Source organism: Neobacillus sp. S1227 (assembly GCF_055385255.1).
Window position 1 is genome coordinate 159,063 of sequence record NZ_AP038276.1, and the last position, 18,438, is coordinate 177,500.

The 18,438-nt window shown below is 43.2% G+C and carries 20 protein-coding genes (1 of these 20 cut by a window edge); 13 read left to right on the forward strand and 7 right to left on the reverse strand.

All coding sequences use genetic code 11. The features are described 5' to 3' along the window. Positions 1-36 precede the first annotated feature (36 nt). The 9 genes from ACZ5AE_RS00880 (at position 37) to ACZ5AE_RS00920 (ending at position 9,556) form a co-directional block, all read left to right on the forward strand. Positions 37-2,016, forward strand: coding sequence for an outer membrane protein assembly factor BamB family protein (locus ACZ5AE_RS00880; protein WP_464568623.1), 1,980 nt, complete (start codon positions 37-39; stop codon positions 2,014-2,016). A 248-nt stretch (positions 2,017-2,264) separates the two neighbouring features. Beyond that, positions 2,265-2,339: a pyrroloquinoline quinone precursor peptide PqqA gene (pqqA, locus tag ACZ5AE_RS00885; RefSeq protein WP_464573499.1), complete on the forward strand. Its 75-nt coding sequence runs from the start codon at positions 2,265-2,267 to the stop codon at positions 2,337-2,339. 56 nt (positions 2,340-2,395) lie between these two features. Beyond that, positions 2,396-2,635 carry a hypothetical protein gene (locus ACZ5AE_RS00890; RefSeq protein ID WP_464568625.1) on the forward strand — a complete coding sequence of 80 codons (240 nt, stop codon included), beginning with the start codon at positions 2,396-2,398 and terminating at the stop codon, positions 2,633-2,635. Beyond that, positions 2,631-3,557: a pyrroloquinoline quinone biosynthesis protein PqqB gene (pqqB, locus tag ACZ5AE_RS00895; protein WP_464573500.1), complete on the forward strand. Its 927-nt coding sequence runs from the start codon at positions 2,631-2,633 to the stop codon at positions 3,555-3,557. Before ACZ5AE_RS00890 ends, pqqB begins: the two co-directional genes overlap by 5 nt. Beyond that, on the forward strand, positions 3,557-4,303 hold the full coding sequence (gene pqqC, locus ACZ5AE_RS00900) for a pyrroloquinoline-quinone synthase PqqC (protein WP_464568627.1): 747 nt from the start codon (positions 3,557-3,559) through the stop codon (positions 4,301-4,303). The genes pqqB and pqqC overlap by 1 nt, the downstream gene beginning before the upstream one ends. A gap of 19 nt (positions 4,304-4,322) precedes the next feature. Beyond that, positions 4,323-4,658, forward strand: coding sequence for a pyrroloquinoline quinone biosynthesis peptide chaperone PqqD (gene pqqD, locus ACZ5AE_RS00905; protein ID WP_464568629.1), 336 nt, complete (start codon positions 4,323-4,325; stop codon positions 4,656-4,658). Further along, on the forward strand, positions 4,639-5,781 hold the full coding sequence (gene pqqE, locus ACZ5AE_RS00910; protein WP_464568631.1) for a pyrroloquinoline quinone biosynthesis protein PqqE: 1,143 nt from the start codon (positions 4,639-4,641) through the stop codon (positions 5,779-5,781). Before pqqD ends, pqqE begins: the two co-directional genes overlap by 20 nt. A gap of 240 nt (positions 5,782-6,021) precedes the next feature. Then, positions 6,022-7,266 (forward strand): MFS transporter, encoded by a 1,245-nt coding sequence (locus ACZ5AE_RS00915; RefSeq protein ID WP_464568633.1) that lies wholly within the window; start codon positions 6,022-6,024, stop codon positions 7,264-7,266. A gap of 172 nt (positions 7,267-7,438) precedes the next feature. Continuing rightward, positions 7,439-9,556 (forward strand): glycoside hydrolase family 3 protein, encoded by a 2,118-nt coding sequence (locus ACZ5AE_RS00920; RefSeq protein WP_464568635.1) that lies wholly within the window; start codon positions 7,439-7,441, stop codon positions 9,554-9,556. A gap of 86 nt (positions 9,557-9,642) precedes the next feature. On the opposite strand, the gene ACZ5AE_RS00925 is transcribed toward ACZ5AE_RS00920, so the two are convergent. Genes ACZ5AE_RS00925 through ACZ5AE_RS00945 form a run of 5 tightly spaced genes read right to left on the reverse strand, consistent with a single transcriptional unit; the run spans position 9,643 to position 13,573 of the window. Beyond that, positions 9,643-10,284 (reverse strand): response regulator, encoded by a 642-nt coding sequence (locus ACZ5AE_RS00925; RefSeq protein WP_464568637.1) that lies wholly within the window; start codon positions 10,282-10,284, stop codon positions 9,643-9,645. A gap of 12 nt (positions 10,285-10,296) precedes the next feature. Next, entirely contained in the window at positions 10,297-11,415 is a 1,119-nt protein-coding gene (locus tag ACZ5AE_RS00930; RefSeq protein ID WP_464568639.1) for a GAF domain-containing sensor histidine kinase, read from the reverse strand. A 34-nt stretch (positions 11,416-11,449) separates the two neighbouring features. Then, positions 11,450-11,809 (reverse strand): VOC family protein, encoded by a 360-nt coding sequence (locus ACZ5AE_RS00935; protein ID WP_464568641.1) that lies wholly within the window; start codon positions 11,807-11,809, stop codon positions 11,450-11,452. Positions 11,810-11,827: 18 nt separating this feature from the next. After that, a complete protein-coding gene (locus ACZ5AE_RS00940; RefSeq protein WP_464568643.1) occupies positions 11,828-12,856 on the reverse strand; it encodes an S-adenosylmethionine:tRNA ribosyltransferase-isomerase in 1,029 nt (342 codons plus the stop codon). Next, positions 12,857-13,573: an SDR family NAD(P)-dependent oxidoreductase gene (locus ACZ5AE_RS00945; protein WP_464568645.1), complete on the reverse strand. Its 717-nt coding sequence runs from the start codon at positions 13,571-13,573 to the stop codon at positions 12,857-12,859. It lies immediately after the preceding gene. 201 nt (positions 13,574-13,774) lie between these two features. On the opposite strand from ACZ5AE_RS00945, the gene ACZ5AE_RS00950 reads away from it, so the two are divergent. From ACZ5AE_RS00950 to ACZ5AE_RS00960, 3 genes are all read left to right on the forward strand, one after another. After that, entirely contained in the window at positions 13,775-14,218 is a 444-nt protein-coding gene (locus ACZ5AE_RS00950; protein WP_464568647.1) for a YbaK family protein, read from the forward strand. Positions 14,219-14,294: 76 nt separating this feature from the next. After that, the gene (gene cwlD, locus ACZ5AE_RS00955) at positions 14,295-15,026 is read left to right on the forward strand and encodes an N-acetylmuramoyl-L-alanine amidase CwlD (protein WP_464568649.1); all 732 of its coding nucleotides are present in this window, start codon (positions 14,295-14,297) and stop codon (positions 15,024-15,026) included. Between the two features lie 257 nt (positions 15,027-15,283). Next, on the forward strand, positions 15,284-16,336 hold the full coding sequence (locus tag ACZ5AE_RS00960) for an Mrp/NBP35 family ATP-binding protein (protein ID WP_464568651.1): 1,053 nt from the start codon (positions 15,284-15,286) through the stop codon (positions 16,334-16,336). A 102-nt stretch (positions 16,337-16,438) separates the two neighbouring features. Here the strand turns inward: ACZ5AE_RS00960 and gerD are convergent, their stop codons facing one another. Then, positions 16,439-17,038: a spore germination lipoprotein GerD gene (gerD, locus tag ACZ5AE_RS00965; RefSeq protein WP_464568653.1), complete on the reverse strand. Its 600-nt coding sequence runs from the start codon at positions 17,036-17,038 to the stop codon at positions 16,439-16,441. A 142-nt stretch (positions 17,039-17,180) separates the two neighbouring features. Here gerD and ACZ5AE_RS00970 point away from each other — a divergent pair, with 142 nt between their 5' ends. Further along, positions 17,181-17,870 carry a KinB-signaling pathway activation protein gene (locus tag ACZ5AE_RS00970; RefSeq protein WP_464568655.1) on the forward strand — a complete coding sequence of 230 codons (690 nt, stop codon included), beginning with the start codon at positions 17,181-17,183 and terminating at the stop codon, positions 17,868-17,870. A 23-nt stretch (positions 17,871-17,893) separates the two neighbouring features. On the opposite strand, the gene pdaB is transcribed toward ACZ5AE_RS00970, so the two are convergent. Then, positions 17,894-18,438, reverse strand: the 3' portion of a protein-coding gene (pdaB, locus tag ACZ5AE_RS00975; RefSeq protein WP_464573501.1) for a polysaccharide deacetylase family sporulation protein PdaB. The gene runs 208 nt beyond the window's last position; only the last 545 of its 753 coding nucleotides appear in the window; its start codon lies off the right edge, out of view; it ends in the stop codon at positions 17,894-17,896.

Below are 18,438 nucleotides of genomic sequence, written 5' to 3' on the forward strand. Positions count from 1 at the left end.
TCACTCTGAACTTATAAGCATAAGGAGGGTCTTTTTTTGATTCGTTATTTTAAAGCGATTATGGTTGCTTTCTTGGCGGTAGTATTAATTGTTGGCTGTCAGCAGAATCCTGCAAAAAAACAGAACGATAATAAACAAACAGCCACATCTGAAAAAGATAACGGTTTTCCACTTTGGGGGTATGACTTACAACAAACGCGGCATGTCCCTTATGACAAGATTACAAAAGACAACGTGAAGGATCTAGGTATTGTCTGGCAGGCAGATTTGGCGAATTGGGATAAGAAGATTCCGAATGCCTCGGAGGATTTCCCGGTAGTGAAAGATGGTGTTATGTATGTTACCACATCAATGAACCGAGTGTTTGCCATTGATGCCTCAAATGGGAAGAAAATTTGGCAATGGACGCCGCCAAAAGATGTACTTGACCATCTTGATCATGCGGATCTAAGCCTTCTAGAGGTTGTTGCCAGTCGGGGTGTGGCTGTTGCGGAAGGCAATGTCTTTGTCCTTATTGCGGATAATCGCTTAGCTAAACTTAACGCTAAAGACGGAAAATTGATTAAAATGATTAACCTATGGGATTCCATACCAGGAGTCAAGCTTGAAAACCGATATTATGAAACAATGGCTCCAATGTACTATAAAGGTAATGTCTATGTGGGAAGCAGCGGCGGTGATAATGGCGTTCGCGGCTTTGTGATGGCCTATAAAGCAAGTGACCTGTCGCCGGCCTGGGATGGACCATTTTGGACAGTCCCTGAGAAAGGGCAAGATTGGGTGCAGGGCAAATATACAGGGGGCGGAGCCGTCTGGGGACAGATTGCTTTTGACCCGGACACGGACGTGATGTATTTTGGCACGGGTAATCCTGCTCCTGACTTTTTTAAGAAGATCCGCCCAGGTTTAAACCCTTATACGGACTCAGTGGTTGCTCTTGAAAGTAAAACAGGAAAATTGATTTGGGCAAAATCGGAAATGGATGAGGAAGACGAATGGGATTATGATGCGACCTCGACACCGATGATCCTCAATGCTACTTTAAATAACAAAAAGCAAAAAATTGTCGTACACGGCGGAAAGAACGGGAAGTGGTTTGCGTGGGATGCTAAAACAGGGGATACCATTTATAATGGTGTTCCATTCGTCAAAATTCAGCACACCACGCAGCCGACGGATCCAAATAAACCTGCGATGCAATGGCCGGGAGCAGAAGGTGGACAAAACTATGCTCCGGAAACGTATGATCCTAAAACCAATTATGTGTTGATTCCTGGTATAAACAAGCCATCATTAGAGGTTGCAGCGAAAGACGAAAATGAAGTCGAGCAAAAAAATGGTTTATTCCCAGGTACTTCGATAACGTTGGGGCCTAAAGGTGAAGAAATTTCCGGTACCATCACTGCCGTTGATGTTAATACTGGCAAGCATGCCTATCAGATTAAGACGAAACAACCAATGCGCGGAGGTTTTACAAGTACGACTACAGGACTTGCTTTTTACGGCGAATTGGATGGAACGGTAAATGCTCTTGATATTAAAACTGGAAAAATTTTATGGAACATGAAAAGCGGCGGGGCTCAAATTATGATGGCTCCGGCGATTTACATGGATGGTGGTAAACAATATGTTACTTTTGTTACTGGAACAAAGGTCGTAACCTACGGACTTGGCGGAAAAAAATCAGTAACTCCTTCAAAAGATCCGGGGGGGGCAGATCCAGAAGGCTCAGGAAAAACGGATGACGCCAATCATGGTTCCCACGGGAATAAAGAAAAAGATAAGAAACAACCGGCTGAAATGAACGCTGAAGTAATTTACAAAAACAAATGCCTGTCCTGTCATGGTGGAAATTTAGAGGGAGGTGCAGGCCCTGACCTAAGACATGTTGGTGTATCCATGTCTGAAGAGGAGATATTGAATCAAATCATTAACGGAGGCGGACGTATGCCTGGAGGTCTTGTTGATAAAGAACAGGCCGAAGTCCTGGCAAAATGGCTGTCTCAGAAGAAGTAATGTTATAGAAATAAGACAACCTGAGTTTACAGATTCAGGTTGTTTTTTTGTTTTTGGACTTATGTGCCACCAGGCCTAGTTCTTTTTTGAAGAAATTTGAAAAAGCAGGGCTTATTTTGGACAACTTCATGTTGAAATTCTGGTTATTTTGGTGTTTCCGCCCACATAAGATAGCTTTGAAAGATAAAATTATACACTCCTTTAATAATTAATCATGATTGATAAGTGTCATGAAAGGGGGGGATCACATGTGGAAAAAGCCTGAATATAAAATAATCAATACTGCTTCTGAGGTGACGATGTATTCCTACATTGGCAAGTAGCGCTGACTGCTTATCTCTTGTGCATGATTTTAATCATAAAAACGGAGGTGTGCCAAATGAATCGGTACCTAAAATCAGTGATGGGGGCGATAATCGGGGGAGCTTCAGCCGGTGGCTGGCTGCTTGTTGATCTCCTGCTTCCAGAACCAATAGGAGACTATTTGCTATTTATCCTGATGGCTGTGGTGAATATGGCGATAGGGTGGCAGGTTGCCAGGTTATTTGGAAAACCGAGGAATATTGAAAAAGACAATGCCCGCATCGAAGGGAAAGGACTGAAACCAAATTCGAATTAGAGTATTAGGCGCCGCGGCTGGAGGAGGCTTTCCGCAATGGAACTGTGCCTGCCCTAACTGTCGGGCAGTCCGCTCAGGAAACGCCTCATTCCGGCCGTTATTACAATCCTCGCTTGCAGTAACTGCCAATGATAAGGACTGGTATCTCATCAATGCAGGACCGGATATTCTAAAGCAAATTGAATCGTTTGCTTCCCTGCATCCAGGTCCAGGCATTAGGGAGACCCCTCTAGCCGGTGTTTTATTAACCGATGCGGAGCTCGACCATACGATTGGGCTATTGTCACTGCGGGAGGGTTCCAGTATGACGATTTATGGGACCAAGATGGTACAAAGCTGCTTGCAATCTGCTTTTCCTGTGTTTTCAATGCTAAAAAACTATTGTTCATGGCAATGGCAGTCTCTTGATCCAGGCATTCGGCAAAGGGTAGGACCATTACATGAAGGAGCAGCAGGAACCTTGATCGTTGAGCCGGTTCCCGTTTCGAAAAAACCGCCGCTCTATGCCAAGTCGACCGAGGAGATGGACTGTCGAAAAGATATTTGGGAGGTTGGTCTGGTTCTTCATAATGAGGATTCGGGCCGGTGTCTTGCTTTCTTTCCTACATTAGAAAAGATTACACCGGCAATAGAAACTTGTTTAAAGAAAGCGGATATCCTGATGGTAGATGGAACCTTTTGGTCGGAAGATGAATTAACGGGGATGGGTGCAGCCGCTCGTGACGCAAGAAGCATGGGCCACTTACCGATTGGCGGACCATCTGGCACCTTGGAGTTATTAGCCTCTTTCCCTGCAAAGAGGAAATTTCTAATCCACATTAACAACAGCAACCCCATTCTGAAAGAGGATTCAGTGGAGAGGTATACATTAGAGCGGCTTGGTATTGAAGTTGCCTATGATGGTATGGAAATAGAGGTGTGATGATGCTGGAGCAAAAAGGATTCATTAGCCGTGATGAAAAAAGGGAAGAGCTGTGGTCGAAGGATGAATTCACAGAGCGGCTTAGGGATGTCGGGCGTTCTTCCTATCATGACAAACATCCATTTCATATAGTGATGCACCAAGGAAATTTAAGCAAAGAACAGATCCGCGGCTGGGTGGCCAACCGATACTACTACCAGAAATCAGTTCCAATTAAAGATGCAGCCATCCTGTCTAATCTGCCGTCAAGGGAACTGAGGCGAGAGTGGATTGGCCGTATTCTTGATCATGACGGGAGGCCTGGAGAAGATGGCGGTATTGAAGCATGGGTGCGATTGGGAGAAGCGGTAGGATTGTCTAGGGAAGAAGTCATACGGGAGAAGCATGTGGTTCCGGGCGTTCGCTTTGCTGTGGATGCCTATGTCAACTTCGCCCGGACAAAACCGTGGATTGAAGCGGTTGCCTCAAGCTTGACGGAATTGTTTTCGCCTGGCCTTATCTCAAAAAGAATAAAAGTTTTTGAGCAGTTGTATCCTTGGATTGACCGTTCAGGACTTGATTATTTTCAAAGCCGCTTGACTCAGGCGCCTTGTGATTCGGATGTGGCCCTCAGACTTGTTTTAACCCATTGTCGAACACAGGAAGCACAGCATCGGGCCGTCAACGCATTAAGGTTTAAATGTGATGTATTATGGGCGCAGCTGGATGCGATTGAAAAGGCCTATCCCTCTAAAATCGCGAAATGAGAAGAATGAATGATTGGTGGTGGAGCCTATTTTTGTAGCTGGCAGTCTTCCAAAACTCGCTGCAAAGGCGCGATTAAAATTTGATAAGGTCAGAGAAGAACATCTCCTTTTGCTGCCGGAAAAGGTTGTAGTCCTAAACGAAACTGCAGCATCAATACTTCGTTTATGTGACGGGAGCCGGACCGTAAATACCATCACTGAATGCATCAGGACATCTCTAAGGGCAGACTCAGAAGCATGGAGTTCGGGTGCTTTGCCTGATTTGAAAACAATGGAGGCTGACATTTCCGAATTTTTACAGGATATGGAGGATCAAGGATGGGTGGTGATTCAGAATGAAAACAAAGAGCCATAGTTCGGTTCAACCTCCTTATTCGCTGCTTGCTGAGTTAACCCATCGCTGTCCCCTGCATTGTCCGTATTGTTCAAACCCGATTGAAATGGCTAAGGAAACCTTGGAACTTTCAACGGAGGAATGGAGCCGGGTCTTGTCCGAGGCCGCCGAATTGGGAGTAGTAGAAGTTCATTTTTCTGGGGGCGAACCGCTTTTAAGGAATGACCTGGAACCCCTTATCAGCCAAGCCGCTATACTCGAGATGTATAGCAATCTCATTACAAGCGGCATTGGCTTAACAACGGAAAAAGCTTTTCGGCTTAAGGAAGCTGGGTTAGCAAATGTGCAAGTGAGTTTTCAAGCGGCAGAAGCGAAGCTTTCCGATTCTTTAGGCGGATACAAAGCCTTTGAGAAAAAGCGGGAAGCGGCAGCTGCTGTAAAACAGGCTGATATACATTTGTCATTAAATGTGGTGTTACATCGAATGAATCTTGATCAGCTCGATGAAATCATTCAGCTGGCGGAAGAACTGGGAGCTGAGCGGTTGGAGCTGGCGAACACCCAGTATTATAACTGGGCGCTGCTGAATCGGGAGAAACTTCTGCCAAGCAGAGACCAGATTGAGCGTGCAAGCACAGTCTATGAAGCCGCTAAAGCACGACTGAAGAAGAAAATGGAAATTATTTGGGTTATTCCTGATTATTATGCATCTGCACCCAAGCCGTGCATGGGTGGATGGGGAGCTATTGGTCTAACAGTAGCGCCGAATGGAATGGTCCTTCCTTGTCCAACCGCCGGGATGATAAAAGGGTTTTCTTTTGAAAATGTCCGTAAGTCATCGCTAGGAAGTATTTGGTATAATGCAGAATCCTTTAATCGTTTCCGGGGGGAAGAATGGATGCCTAAAGATTGTCTCACCTGTGATTTGAGGCACCAAGACGGAGGTGGATGCCGCTGTCAGGCTTTTGCCTTAACGGGAGATGCCTATGCGACGGATCCAGTCTGCCAATGGGCACCAGAACATCATTTAATTGAAAAAGCAGTACAGGATGCCAACAGCAAACCGGTTGAAACATTATTACCCTTAATCTATCGGAGGTATTCTCAGGATCAATCTGCAATAAAACGTCTGATAAAAAAATAGATGTTGTCAAAATGGTGCTACAGGGGACACACGTACATACCCTTTAGCACCATTTCTTTTCGACTGTAAACAGTTTTCTAAGGCTGTCAATCGACATTCCTGTAATACGTGATAGGGAATGAGAAGTTAACTTTGTGGTATTTATATCTATGAATAAAGGAAATTGAGATTTGGCACCCTTATAAGTAGAAACTTAGTAACCCAAATATTACCTATAAAAATGAAAAAGTAGTGATCAAAATGAAGTTTTCAGGTTTTGTTCAAATTCATCCAGCAGCCAAGCGGCTCATGCTGGTTAATTTTATCCGCAGTATTGGACAAGGCATGATGGTAGTAGAATTGGCTTTGTATCTAGTTGCGCTGGGGTGGAGCACAGGAGCGATTGGCAGTGTGCTTGCTGCAGGAGGATTGCTCGGTGTTGTCCTTGCCCCCTTTATAGGTGTATACAGTGACAGGTTTGGCAGAAAAATGTTTGTTCTTATTTCTGAACTAATTGCTGCAGGATGTGCATTGGTTGGGGTATTAACCACTAACCCTATTTTATTGTTTATTGCGATTACACTTTCTGGATTTGGAAAAGCAGACGCGGGTTCGCCCAGTCCATGCGCCCCTGCAGAGCAGGCCTGGCTTGCATCATTTATCCCAGCAGCAGAACGCGGCAGAGTATATAGTTTAAATAATGCTCTCAGTTTTTTCGGAATGGGGGCGGGCGCAGTGCTGGCGGGGGCCGCATCCTTTTTGAAAACTGGAGTATCTCCTTATCACCTTCTATTCTGCTATATTCTCGTTGCATCGTTGCTTACAGCCTCCATCATTTTAACCATTCAAGGAGGAGAAGCCGAAAACCAACATAGAAATAAAAAAGCAGAACCGAGGAATGAAGAAAAGAAAATCGTACATGAAGAAAATGCAGCGGTATTGAAGCTTGCAGCCGTTAACATACTTAATGGGGTTGCCATCGGGTTGACCGGACCGATGATGTCCTATTGGTTTTCGGCTAAATTTGGGGCAAGCCCTGCTCAAATTGGCGGGACATTGGCTGTTACTTTCTTTACGACCGGTGTTACTTCCATTTTACAAGCAAGATTATCATATAAACATGGGACAATCCGGTCCATTGTTTTCATCCGTTTCATTGCAAGCCTGCTTTTGATTCTGATGCCCTTACTATCATCATACGCGCTCGTTTCTGTTATTTATATACTCCGGACGGCTTTAAATCGGGGTACGCAGGGGGCACAGCAGGCGCTTAGTGTGAGTTTAACACGTAACCAGCGGCACGGATTTGCGTCAAGCATCAACCTTCTTTCAATGAGGCTGCCCACCTCGATTGGACCGTATATTACAGGCTATCTTTTTGGATTGGGTTCCCTGTCCCTGCCTTTTTACATAGCATCATGTCTACAACTCAGTTTTGCTTATTTATACGGCAGGCTGTTTTCTCCTTACGATATTCGCATGAAATCACATGCTTCATCGGGATGAAGTAACAACGCCTCTTAACCGACAGGTTAGGGGTTTTTTAGTTCATTATTATGTTTTGAGCGTTTTCTCCTGCTCCTTCATCTAAATTTCGAAATTAGGGTAGCATAAGTAGCATCCCCGTGCTTCAAATTAGTATATAATTAGAAGGTAATTAGTTTAGGAGGTAAACAAATTGAAGCATAAGCAGCCTGAGTTGGAAGTTAGGGTAAAGAAGCTGATTGAAGTCGATGGATTGAAATTTAAGGATTTGAATAATAGTGGGAAATTAGAGCCTTATAAGGATTGGCGTTTGAGTCCGAAAGAACGTGCCGAGAACCTAGTTTCATTGATGAATCTCGATGAAAAGGTCGGTATGATGCTAATTAACACCCGGCAGATGGGACTTACTCAAAAGGATAAGAGTAAGACCAGTCATGATGGTGTACTAGATGAGGGGATTGTTGAAAAGGGCGAAAATATCTTTGCTGCTTCAAAAATATATGGAACAACGCATACCATTGAAAACATGCATTTAAGGCACTTCATTCTTCGCGATAACTGGAGCCCGGCTGAAATGGCCGAGTGGATTAATAAAATGAATGAAGTATGTGAGGGTACTCGTCTTGGTATTCCATGTTTAATCACATCAAATTCAAGAAATGAAAATGGGGAATCTATCTTTGGGATGAATGATGCTGTCGGGATCTTTTCCACTTGGCCAGGAACGTTAGGACTAGCCGCAGCAGCTAGAGGTGATATAAAAAATGGCGGCGATGCCTCGTTAATTAGCCAATTTGCTCAGATAGCCCATGATGAGTGGGATGCAACAGGAATTAGAAAGGGCTATATGTATATGGCTGATACCGCTACAGACCCTAGATGGCAGCGGACGTATGGAACGTTTGGTGAAGACCCGGAGTTTATTTCTGATGCGATTGGCCGCATTATCGACGAATTTCAAGGAGAGACATTAGGAAATCATAGTATCGCGATGACCACTAAGCATTTTCCAGGCGGCGGCGCACGGGAAAATGGATTTGATCCGCATTATGAAGAGGGAAAGTGGAATCTATACCCAACGCCAGGCAGCTTAGAAAAATATCACCTGCCGCCGTTCCGGGCAGCGGTAGAACATGGCACTTCATCCATCATGCCATATTATTCAATCCCTCGTATTAATAAGAGTGTTGTTCAAGAATTTGAGGGTGAAGATATTCCGTTCGAAGAAGTTGGCTTTACCTTTAATCATTATTTCTTGCAGCACATTTTAAGAGGAAAATTGGGATTCAAGGGTTATATCAATAGCGACAGCGGTGTTACAAATAAGATGAGCTGGGGCGTTGAAGATAAGACTGAGGCGGAGCGATTTGCCAAGGCCATCAATGCGGGTACAGATCTTATTGCTGATACAAATGATATTGAAAACCTTAAATTAGCTATCCAAAATGGATGGATTAGTGAAAAACGAATTGATGAAGCAAATGTACGGCTCCTTACGGAAATGTTTGCGTTAGGAATATTTGATGATCGTACATATGTTTCTTCAGAAAATGCAACTAAAGTGATTAGTAATCCAGCCCATTGGGAAGCTGCTTATGAAGCTCATAAAAAGTCGGTAACAGTCCTTAAAAATAGCAATCAGACATTACCTTTAACAGCTGATAAGCTTAATGGTAAAAAGGTTTATATAGAAGCCTTCCATAAGGAACCAGAGCGGGCATCCACTTACACTGACCAGGCAAGGAAAGAATGCGAAGAGTTAGGGCAGTTTACCTTAACTGATAATTATGAGGAAGCCGACGCAGCTATTTTATTATTAAGTCCAAAATCTGGAGCATATTTTAATGCGACTCCGGGACTATTAGAGCTTGAACTTTGCGAGAGGAAAACCCTTACTGCTTTGGACGGTTCAACCTATGAAGAAACTACTTTAAGTAATATGGACCATCTAAAGGAAGTGGCTGATAAAGTCCATGTCCGAGGTGGCAAGGTCATTATGACTGTTAATTTCGTCCTGCCGTGGATTCTTGGAAGTGTTGAACCTTTGGCAGATGCTGTAATTGCAGGATTCGATACCTTCTATAAGGCACAGTTTGAGGTGATCGCGGGTAATTTCAAACCAGTTGGTGTTTTGCCATTAACCTTGCCTGCAAGCGAGGAAGTTATTGCAGTGGATGAAAATGGCGATTGCATATCCAGAAATGATGTACCGGGCTATGACAAGGACAGATATATGCCTGAAGGAGTTCAATATGCCTATAAAGACAAAGATGGGAATGTTTATGAACTTGGTCATGGACTGACATATTAATACTACAAACACTCAAGGCTCCCAACTGATTTGGCTGGGGGCTTTTTTATAAAAAAAACGAATGTGATTCTACTCTACATTCGTCCTTATTCTACTAAGTGATTCCTGACTGCATATAAAGCAGCCTGTGTTCGGTCTGCGAGTTCGAGCTTTGCAAGCAGGTTTGAAACATGTGTTTTGACTGTCTTTTCGGTAATAAAAAGAGCAGCGGCAATTTCCTTATTGCTTTTTCCTTTGGCAATTTCTTTTAACACATCATGCTCTCTTTTTGTTAATTCTTCGATTAAATCCCGTTCAGGTTTATGTTTAGAAGACAAGTTAGCCAATAAATGCGAAGTCGCTTTTGGATGAAGCTGGTTTTCTCCGCTCATGATTCTTTTAATGGACGTTACCAATTCATCTGGCTGGATGTCCTTTAATTGGAACCCTGATGCGCCTGCTTCCAGAGCGGGAATCACATGGTCCTGGTCGGAAAAGCTGGTCAGCATCATGATTTTGATTTCTGGATGTTCCTTCTTAATGATACTTGTTGCCTGAATCCCGTCCATTTCCGGCATCACCAAATCCATTAAAATAAGATCCGGCTTCAACGATTTGGCCAATCCAACCGCTTCTTTTCCGTTTGCAGCTTCCCCAATCACATCAAGGTCGTTTTGCGTCCGCAGGAAAAAAGCCAATCCCCTTCTAACAACATGATGGTCGTCTGCTATTAGTATCCGTATACTCACTGAATTCTCCCCCTACAACGGAATTTCAATTTTGATTTCTGTCCCGCAGTCCGTTTTGCTTTCTAAATGAAAGGTCCCATTTAATGCTTCTGTCCGTGTTTTCATACTTTTTAACCCCAATGAGGGGATTTCGAGGCTCTCATCATAATGGAAGCCGCAGCCGGCATCCTTGATGACCAATAAAACTTTATCACTGAACATTTGGAAAAATAATTGGACAGACGTTGTTTGGGCATGCTTTTTACAATTGGCCAGTGCCTCTTGACCAATTCGCCACAATGCTTCTTCGACACTGCCAGGAATACTGGCTGCACCTGCAATCTTTGTTTTAATCGATAACCCGAGCATTTCAGCATAGCTTCTTAAGGCGCTGACAATTCCATTTTCCAGTCCTTGGGGCCGCAGCTGCCAGATTAATGCACGCATTTCCCCCAGCGCCTCTTGAGCCAAATCCTGTATATAGCTAAATGTTTGCTTCACTTCATTTGTTTGGGCCATTTCGACACCGGCTCTTGCTGTAAGACTGAGGGAAAATAACAGCTGGTTCACGGAATCGTGAAGATCCCTCGCCAGCCGGTTCCTTTCGGCAACAAGCGCCGTTTCCTGTTCCCACTGGGTTAATTTAATTCGTTTTAAGGCCGTTCCTATTTGATAGGCGACAGCTTCGAGCAGGGCAAGTTCATTTTTTTCGAAATGGGTCTTAAATGGTGAGCCTACATTTAAAATGCCGAACCGTTCCTGTCCTGCCCGCAGTGGGACAGTCGCATGATGGGTCAAACCGCAAGTTTCTCCGGCCTTTTCCTCAATGGCATCTTCAATTCGTTTACATTCCATAATGTTTGTGGCCTTATTCAGCTGCCCGTTATTGTACTTGTTTACACACCAGCACTTGCCCTGGCACATTCGCAGCTTTTCGTCCTGGGCTAAAGCTGGCGGGAGGGCTTCATCGGCTGCAAGCTGGTGCATACCATTTTCGTCCATTAAAAATATCCAACCAGTTTGCAGACCTGTTACATGGAGGAGCTTTTTCAATACCCCGGACAATATATCCCTTATATCTGTTCCTTCGTTTAAAAGCTCAGCAATTTCTTTTAAGATGCTGATTTCTTCGTAACCTGCTGAAGCAGACATAGAATTCTCCTCCCACCGTCATTATCTACTGTCATTATAGCGTATTAGTTGTTTGAAGAGTCTGTAAAAATTCAATAATTTCTTGATTTGGCCCCTCATAAAACACGGTCTCCCAGCCATTCGAAAGAGTGTAGGGACCTTCAATCCTTTTCTCGGCATCCAATTTTTTCATCAGAACGGGCAGGTCGTCTACTTCAAAACAAAGATGTGTGTTCCTTTCGTTTTGCTGAGGCCCGGAAATTAACTCAAGCCGGAAGTCTCCAGATATAAGAAACACAATCTCTTCGTCCATATATGACAGTCTGCCTTCTTCCTGAAAACCACAAAAGTTTTTATAAAAAGCAATGGTTTCCTCAAGTTCATGCACTTCCAAGGCATAATGGTGAAATCGCATGCCGTATCATCCTCCCTATTAGATAATAAGGTTCATATCGCCAAACTCATGCCATAAATAACCGCAGGCAACGGCTTGATCATATGCTTGAAGCAAATGCTGTTCCGAAATAAAGGCCGAAAGCATGTCAAGGTGGCTGGCTTTAGGCTCATGAAAACCGGTAATGATCCCGTCGGCAATTTTTAAAGGAAAGTGTTGGTCAATATAGAGATTTGTCACACCCGAAAGGGCTTCGTTTCGGGCGGCAGTCTCGAGCGCCCGGACCACCGTCGTTCCCACGGCGATAACCCGTTTACCGGATGTTTTTGTTTGACGAATCCGCTCTATCGTTTGTTCAGAAATATGATATTCTTCATCATTCTCCTCTGGTGTCTGAGACATGCTGTCATCCAGAAGATAGCTTAATCCAGTATGCAGTTGTATAAAATCAATCTGGATCTTTTTTCGCTTTAATTGAAAAATCAGCTCCCAGCTGAACGCTCTGCCAGCTGAGGGCATCTCCACTGAGCCCGGATGACTCGCAAACACAGTTTGGTAGTAGTCTAGTTCCCAAGGATACTCTATATATTCGTAGCGGACCGGCTCTCCAAGGATATAGATGATATTAAATAAGTCTGTTCCTTTCTTTGAAAACTGAATGATTTTTAACGGTGAGTGTGCTTTTTCACCTATCACCATTCCAGTTAATTCGGGGGAAAATTGAAGTGCATCGCCAATTTTTACGGGATTGGCAACAACGAGAGCTTCCCATGAGTCTTCGTTCAGGCGTCTCGCCAGCCGGATTTCCACCCTTGGTGCGATTTGCATTGCATCTCGCAGCCATTCAGCTTGTAATATTGCCGGTATCGTCCGACTGTTATTTAAAATGACGAGGTCACCGGACTCAAGGTAATCTGCCAGGCGAAAGAAATGGTCATGGCAAATTCCGCCAGTCTTGCGGTCAAGAACCATCATCCGGACATGATCTCTTCTTAAGCCGCGTTTTTCAGGAGGATGGGAGGCATTTAATTCATCGGGAAGATAGAAATCGAACTCTTTTGCCGGCATTTACAATCCCTCCTTTGACTGTGCTTCAAACCGTTTGCCGGTAACACCTACAGACTTATCGGAAGCAAGGTATAAAAATATGTCCACGACATCCTCCGGTTTTGCCAGCGGGTAATCGCAATTTGGAACGGCCAACTGATGCATGTCGGTATCCATTTCTCCTGGATCCACCATGTTGATCCGGATATTTGTTTCGCTTAACTCATCTGCCCATGTTTGTGTTAGGCCTTCAACTGCAAATTTAGAAATTCCGTATGCTCCCCATCCTGCGTAGCCGACGTGGCCCGCTTCAGATGTCACATTTATGATTGAACCAGAATCACGTTCCAGCATTCCAGGTATCACTCTTCTTATCACTGTAAATGTTGAAAGCACGTTTACCCGTAAAACTTCTGCAAAGTCCTCTTCCGGATAATCAAGCAAGAGCGGCATTGGACTTGGTCCCAGCATGGAAGCGTTATTGATCAGCACATCGATCTGGCAAAATTCTTCCTCAGCCAGCGAAATAAACCGCTCCACATCACGAGGTTTGGATATATCAGCGGTAACAGCCAGCACCTTAGCCCCCAACTTCTCAGCTTCCTCTTTTACTATGTTTAAGCTATCCGTTGTTCTTGAGCAAATAGCCAGTTTTGCCCCTTTTTCGGCAAAAGCCAATGTTAATGCCCGCCCTAACCCTTTAGAAGCGCCCGTAATCATGACTACTTTATTTTTCATTATCCGTATCTCTCCTTCATTCTTGATGTTATAAGCTTATCGATTTCTGCCAAATCTTCCTTCAGAAAAAAGCTTGAATTTCTTCTACAACTTTTGGCTGAGAAAAACTGCCGAGGGATAAAAATTGGCAATGGAAATCAGTCATGTCTTTGTATTTCTTCAAGAGAGCAGATAAAGAATAGTTTTAAGAGGTGAAAAGAAGTGACTGTGATTACAACCTTTAAAGAAAAAAGACGTGAAAAGCAGATTAAATACGAACGGTCCGTGCTTCGGGACTTATCCATTCATACATTAAAAGAAAGAGTGAGGCAATATTTTGGATCGACCAAGATTGCCTCAAGCCTGATTATGAATTCTGGGGTGGAAGAGGCCTGTTATGATATTGCCCTTGAAGCTTATCTATTGGGGGCTAAATTTAGCAAATTTGGCTACCATGGGGAAAATATGGAACAGGTAAGAATGCGCTGCTTTAATGAGGAAAAACATTTAATTGATACGTTATTTAATTTCCTACTTTATTGGGGAAATGGTGAAGAGGGCGTCATGAGTGAATCGCTTTATTATAACTGTGAACAATATGTCCATGTCTGGTGGAGAGAGGGCTATGAAAAAGGGCAAAGACGCCATAAGCTTCGGCTCCATTAATTCAATGCCTTCATTCCTGTTCTAAAGTCCCGCCTTGTCCCATATAAATTATTGAACAAGGGACGAGCGGGAAGGAATGATTTGGTTGGTAACAAAAAGAATAAAAATCATTTTTTTTTCAGTTGGCTTATTAGCACTATTTCTAATTTTACAGTATGATTTTGCCGAGGATGATTCCTGGAAAGAATGGAGTCTTCCGCTTTCTGGAAAAATTATTCTGCTGGATGCCGGCCACGGCGGCCCGGATGGAGGGGCCGGTACTGGTGAGACTCTTGAAAAAGACATTGCTCTTAACATCACTTTAAAGGTCAGAGATTATCTACAGCAGCAGGGTGCACTTGTTGTGATGACAAGAGAAACCGATACCGATTTGGCTGATGCTGATACTAGGGGCTACAGCAGGAGAAAAGTAGAGGATCTGAAAAACAGATTAAAGATGATTAATGAAAAGGATAATGACTTCTTTGTCAGCATTCACTTAAATGCCATACCTTCGTCAAGATGGAGCGGGGCCCAAACCTTTTACGCCCCTCATTTTAAGGAAAACGCCAGGGCAGCCAAATTTATTCAAGAGGAGCTCAGGGAAAACTTAGAAAATACTAACCGAAAAGCCAAGCCAATAGGTGGGGTTTATATTTTAAAACATTCAAAAAAACCGGGGGTTCTGGTCGAGGTTGGTTTTCTCTCCAATCCTGCTGAAAAGGCAAGGTTAAAGAGTGAGGATTATCAAGAGAAGGTTGCAGCCTCTATATATAAAGGGATCATAAGATATTTCACGAATGAAAAGGAATTAAAAGAAACAGATTAAGGGAAGGCAGGAATTAACACCTTCTCTTTTTAGCTAATAAGAAAGTATAAAGTTCCCCGAATTTTACACTTTCTTAATGCATAAATTCAACTACCCCTCATAAACCGCCCTAATGGACTCGCCAATCGGCGAGTTTACATTTATTTGAGGTTATTCCTATGGCGGTGGTTTTAATGTGTGATTCAATTAACTGTATATAGCCATAGTTATGATATACTATTAGATGGAAATGAATTCAATTGGTGAGGTGTTTTTTAATGTTAAATGAAGCAAGAATCCGCGAGGTTGTTGGCAGCCTCAAAGAGCCATTTTTACATAAAACTTTAGCAGAATTAAATGCTATTGAAGAAATAAAAATTAAAGAAGAAAAAAACCATGTCAGTGTCAAAGTAGCGATTGCTAGAACAGGGACAAGTGAGCAACTGCAGCTGCAAACGCAAATTGTGAACTTGTTGAAGGAGGCAGGTGCCGCGACAGTTGGAATCCGCTTTAGCCAGCTTCCTGAAGAAGTGCTTGCTGCCAATCGTCACGCTGAACCAGAAAAGGAAAAGAATCTCCTTAATTCCCTGTCCACTACCTTTATTGCAATTGCCAGTGGAAAAGGCGGAGTAGGAAAATCGACCGTATCTGTTAACCTCGCTGTTGCTCTGGCGCGCTTAGGTAAAAAGGTCGGGCTAATTGATGCCGACATTTATGGTTTCAGTGTACCGGATATGATGGGCATTACGAAACGGCCGGTTGTCCGCGGGGAAAAGATTATTCCAGTTGAGCGTTTTGGTGTTCAGGTTATTTCAATGGGCTTCTTTGTTGAGGATAATTCACCGATTATTTGGCGCGGACCAATGCTAGGAAAAATGTTGAACAGCTTCTTTAATGAAGTGGAGTGGGGCGACATTGATTATTTACTTCTGGACTTACCGCCAGGAACAGGCGACGTTGCCTTAGATGTTCATAGCATGCTGCCGGCATGTAAAGAAATTATCGTTACCACCCCGCATCCAACAGCAGCCTTTGTAGCTGCCCGCGCAGGCGCGATGGCGATGAAAACTGATCATGAAGTGCTTGGGGTTATTGAGAACATGGCTTATTTTGAAAGCAAGCTGACAGGTGAAAAGGAATATGTGTTTGGCCGGGGCGGCGGAGATAAGTTAGCTGACGAGCTAAATACGGAAGTTCTTGGACGTTTGCCGCTTAACCAGCCCGATTGGAACGATGAAGATTTTGCGCCGTCCATCTATCAGGAAGACCATCAATTAGGAAAAATTTATTTGGAAATTGCCGAAAAAGTCGCGGACCGGCTTGGAAAATAATCTTTTGGATCTGCAGTTTTACAGGTGTTTGAGTAAAAAAAGAGCGGCAGCCAAAATAAAACCTCTTCCGTTTGGAGGAGGTTTTTATTTTGGGCAGTGGAATTATGAACCTTGCTCACCGCCGCTTTTGTTGTCTTTAGAGGTTTCTTTGGTATTTGCCTGCTCAGCGGCTTTTAAAAGCAATTCCTGAATTTTTGCTTTATAAAGCGGGCTGTCAATAGTCTCAGTTATTACATTTTGAAGCTGTTCACGATACTCCTTGGTTTTCAGGGCATCGGCCATTTGCTTTTGAATTTCCGGTTCCTTGAACACTTCGATCATCATGGCTCTATATTCAGGGTCATTCATTAAATCCTTAAGTAATTTTTCATTTTCTGCCCGCATGTTCTTGGCAACGCCTTGAGCAAATTTCGCGTCGCTGAAGGTTTTTTTCCAAAACTCTGTTGCTTTATCAGAGGTTAATGTTTGTTCAATCGTCTGAGCCACGACATTTTGGTCCATCACCAGTTTTTCCTTCATTTTGTCATCGGACATGACATCTTGGATTGCTTTCTTTCCATCATCCGTCTTTAAAATATCCACGACCATTTTTTTGGTCTGATCATAATCAGGCTGTACCCCGGCACTAAGATCGTTGCTATCGGAACAGCTAGTTAAAAAAACAAAAACAGGCAGGAGGAGCACAGTAAATTTTGCTCTCATTTTGAAGCTCCTTTCATAAGAATCCTTAATTTTATAATGAAGAAAATGTCGAAAGATTATACGCGGTTCACTCATTTTATGGATTTTTCAAATTTTGCTTGGTACAATCAGAATGTATTATTTTTTTATGGGGGTTAATAGTGTGACAAGCCGTAACTGGGTAAGACTGTTTATGACCACATTATTAGTCGGCGGAATCACGACGGCTGTTGTGGGTTTTATTGTTCGCTGGAATGAATTTGAGTCATATTTTTTTGATTTTCAAATAATCGACATCGTTTCCACAGCGGTATGGCTGCTATTTATGGGCTTTCTATTCAGCTTGATCAGCCAAATGGGCTTTTTTGCCTATTTAACGGTCCATCGCTTCGGATTAGGTATATTTAAATCCGTCACTCTTTGGAATGGGGTTCAGGTCATTCTGCTTCTATTTGCCTTGTTTGATTTAGTTTATTTTCGCTATGTCAATTTTGCAAAAGAGGGAGATTCGCTGCTTCCTTATGTAGGGTTGGCAGTCTTTGTATTGGCTGTTGGATTAATTGCTGCCTGGTATAAAATGAAACAAACGAACCGCGAGGCGTTTGTTCCTGCTCTTTTCTTTATGGTTGTTGTAACTTTGGTGGAGTGGATGCCAGCCCTTCAGGAAAATGAAAAAAGCTGGGTCTATTTAATGGTGGCAGCGTTGCTTGCCTGTAACGCCTACCAGCTGCTGGTTCTTCATAAATTAAATGCAAAGTCAGAGCATGAACGTCAGCAACGCATAAGCCAATCAACCAATAATCATGGAAAAAATAAAGCAAATAAAAAGTTAACAAAAAAACCGTCCGTTTGATTTTTCGGACGGTTTTTTTATGGTTATTTTATTTCTTTTGATTGGACTTCTCCGTTTGTAATCATTTCGGATACGGTTACAAATTTCAGGCCTTTTTGCCTAAGGTCTTGAAGGATCAGCGGTAAAGCCTCTGCTGTTTGTTTGGCAGAATCGGAGGCATGCAGAAGAATAATATCACCCTTTTCTGCATTCTTCACATTTTCTACAATCTTCGCTACACCTGGATTTTGCCAATCCTTTGAATCCAAACGCCAATGTACGACTGTATAGCCGTAACGCTTTGCTATCGATAATGTGCGTTTATCAAAATGTCCTGTTGGAGCCCTTAGAAGTTTAATCCCCTTTACATTTAACTTTTTAAAAACCTCCTGGGCCTTTAAAATGTCTTTGCTGATTTTCCCATCCTCTTCGTCCTGATAGTCCACATAGTTATATCCAAGCAGGCCAATTTCATAGCCGTCCTTGACAATCCGGCTGACAAGATCTGGATGTCGTTCCGCCCAGGAACCGGATAAAAAGAATGTGGCCGACTTCACGTTTTCCTTTTTCAGTGTATCCAGAATAGGTT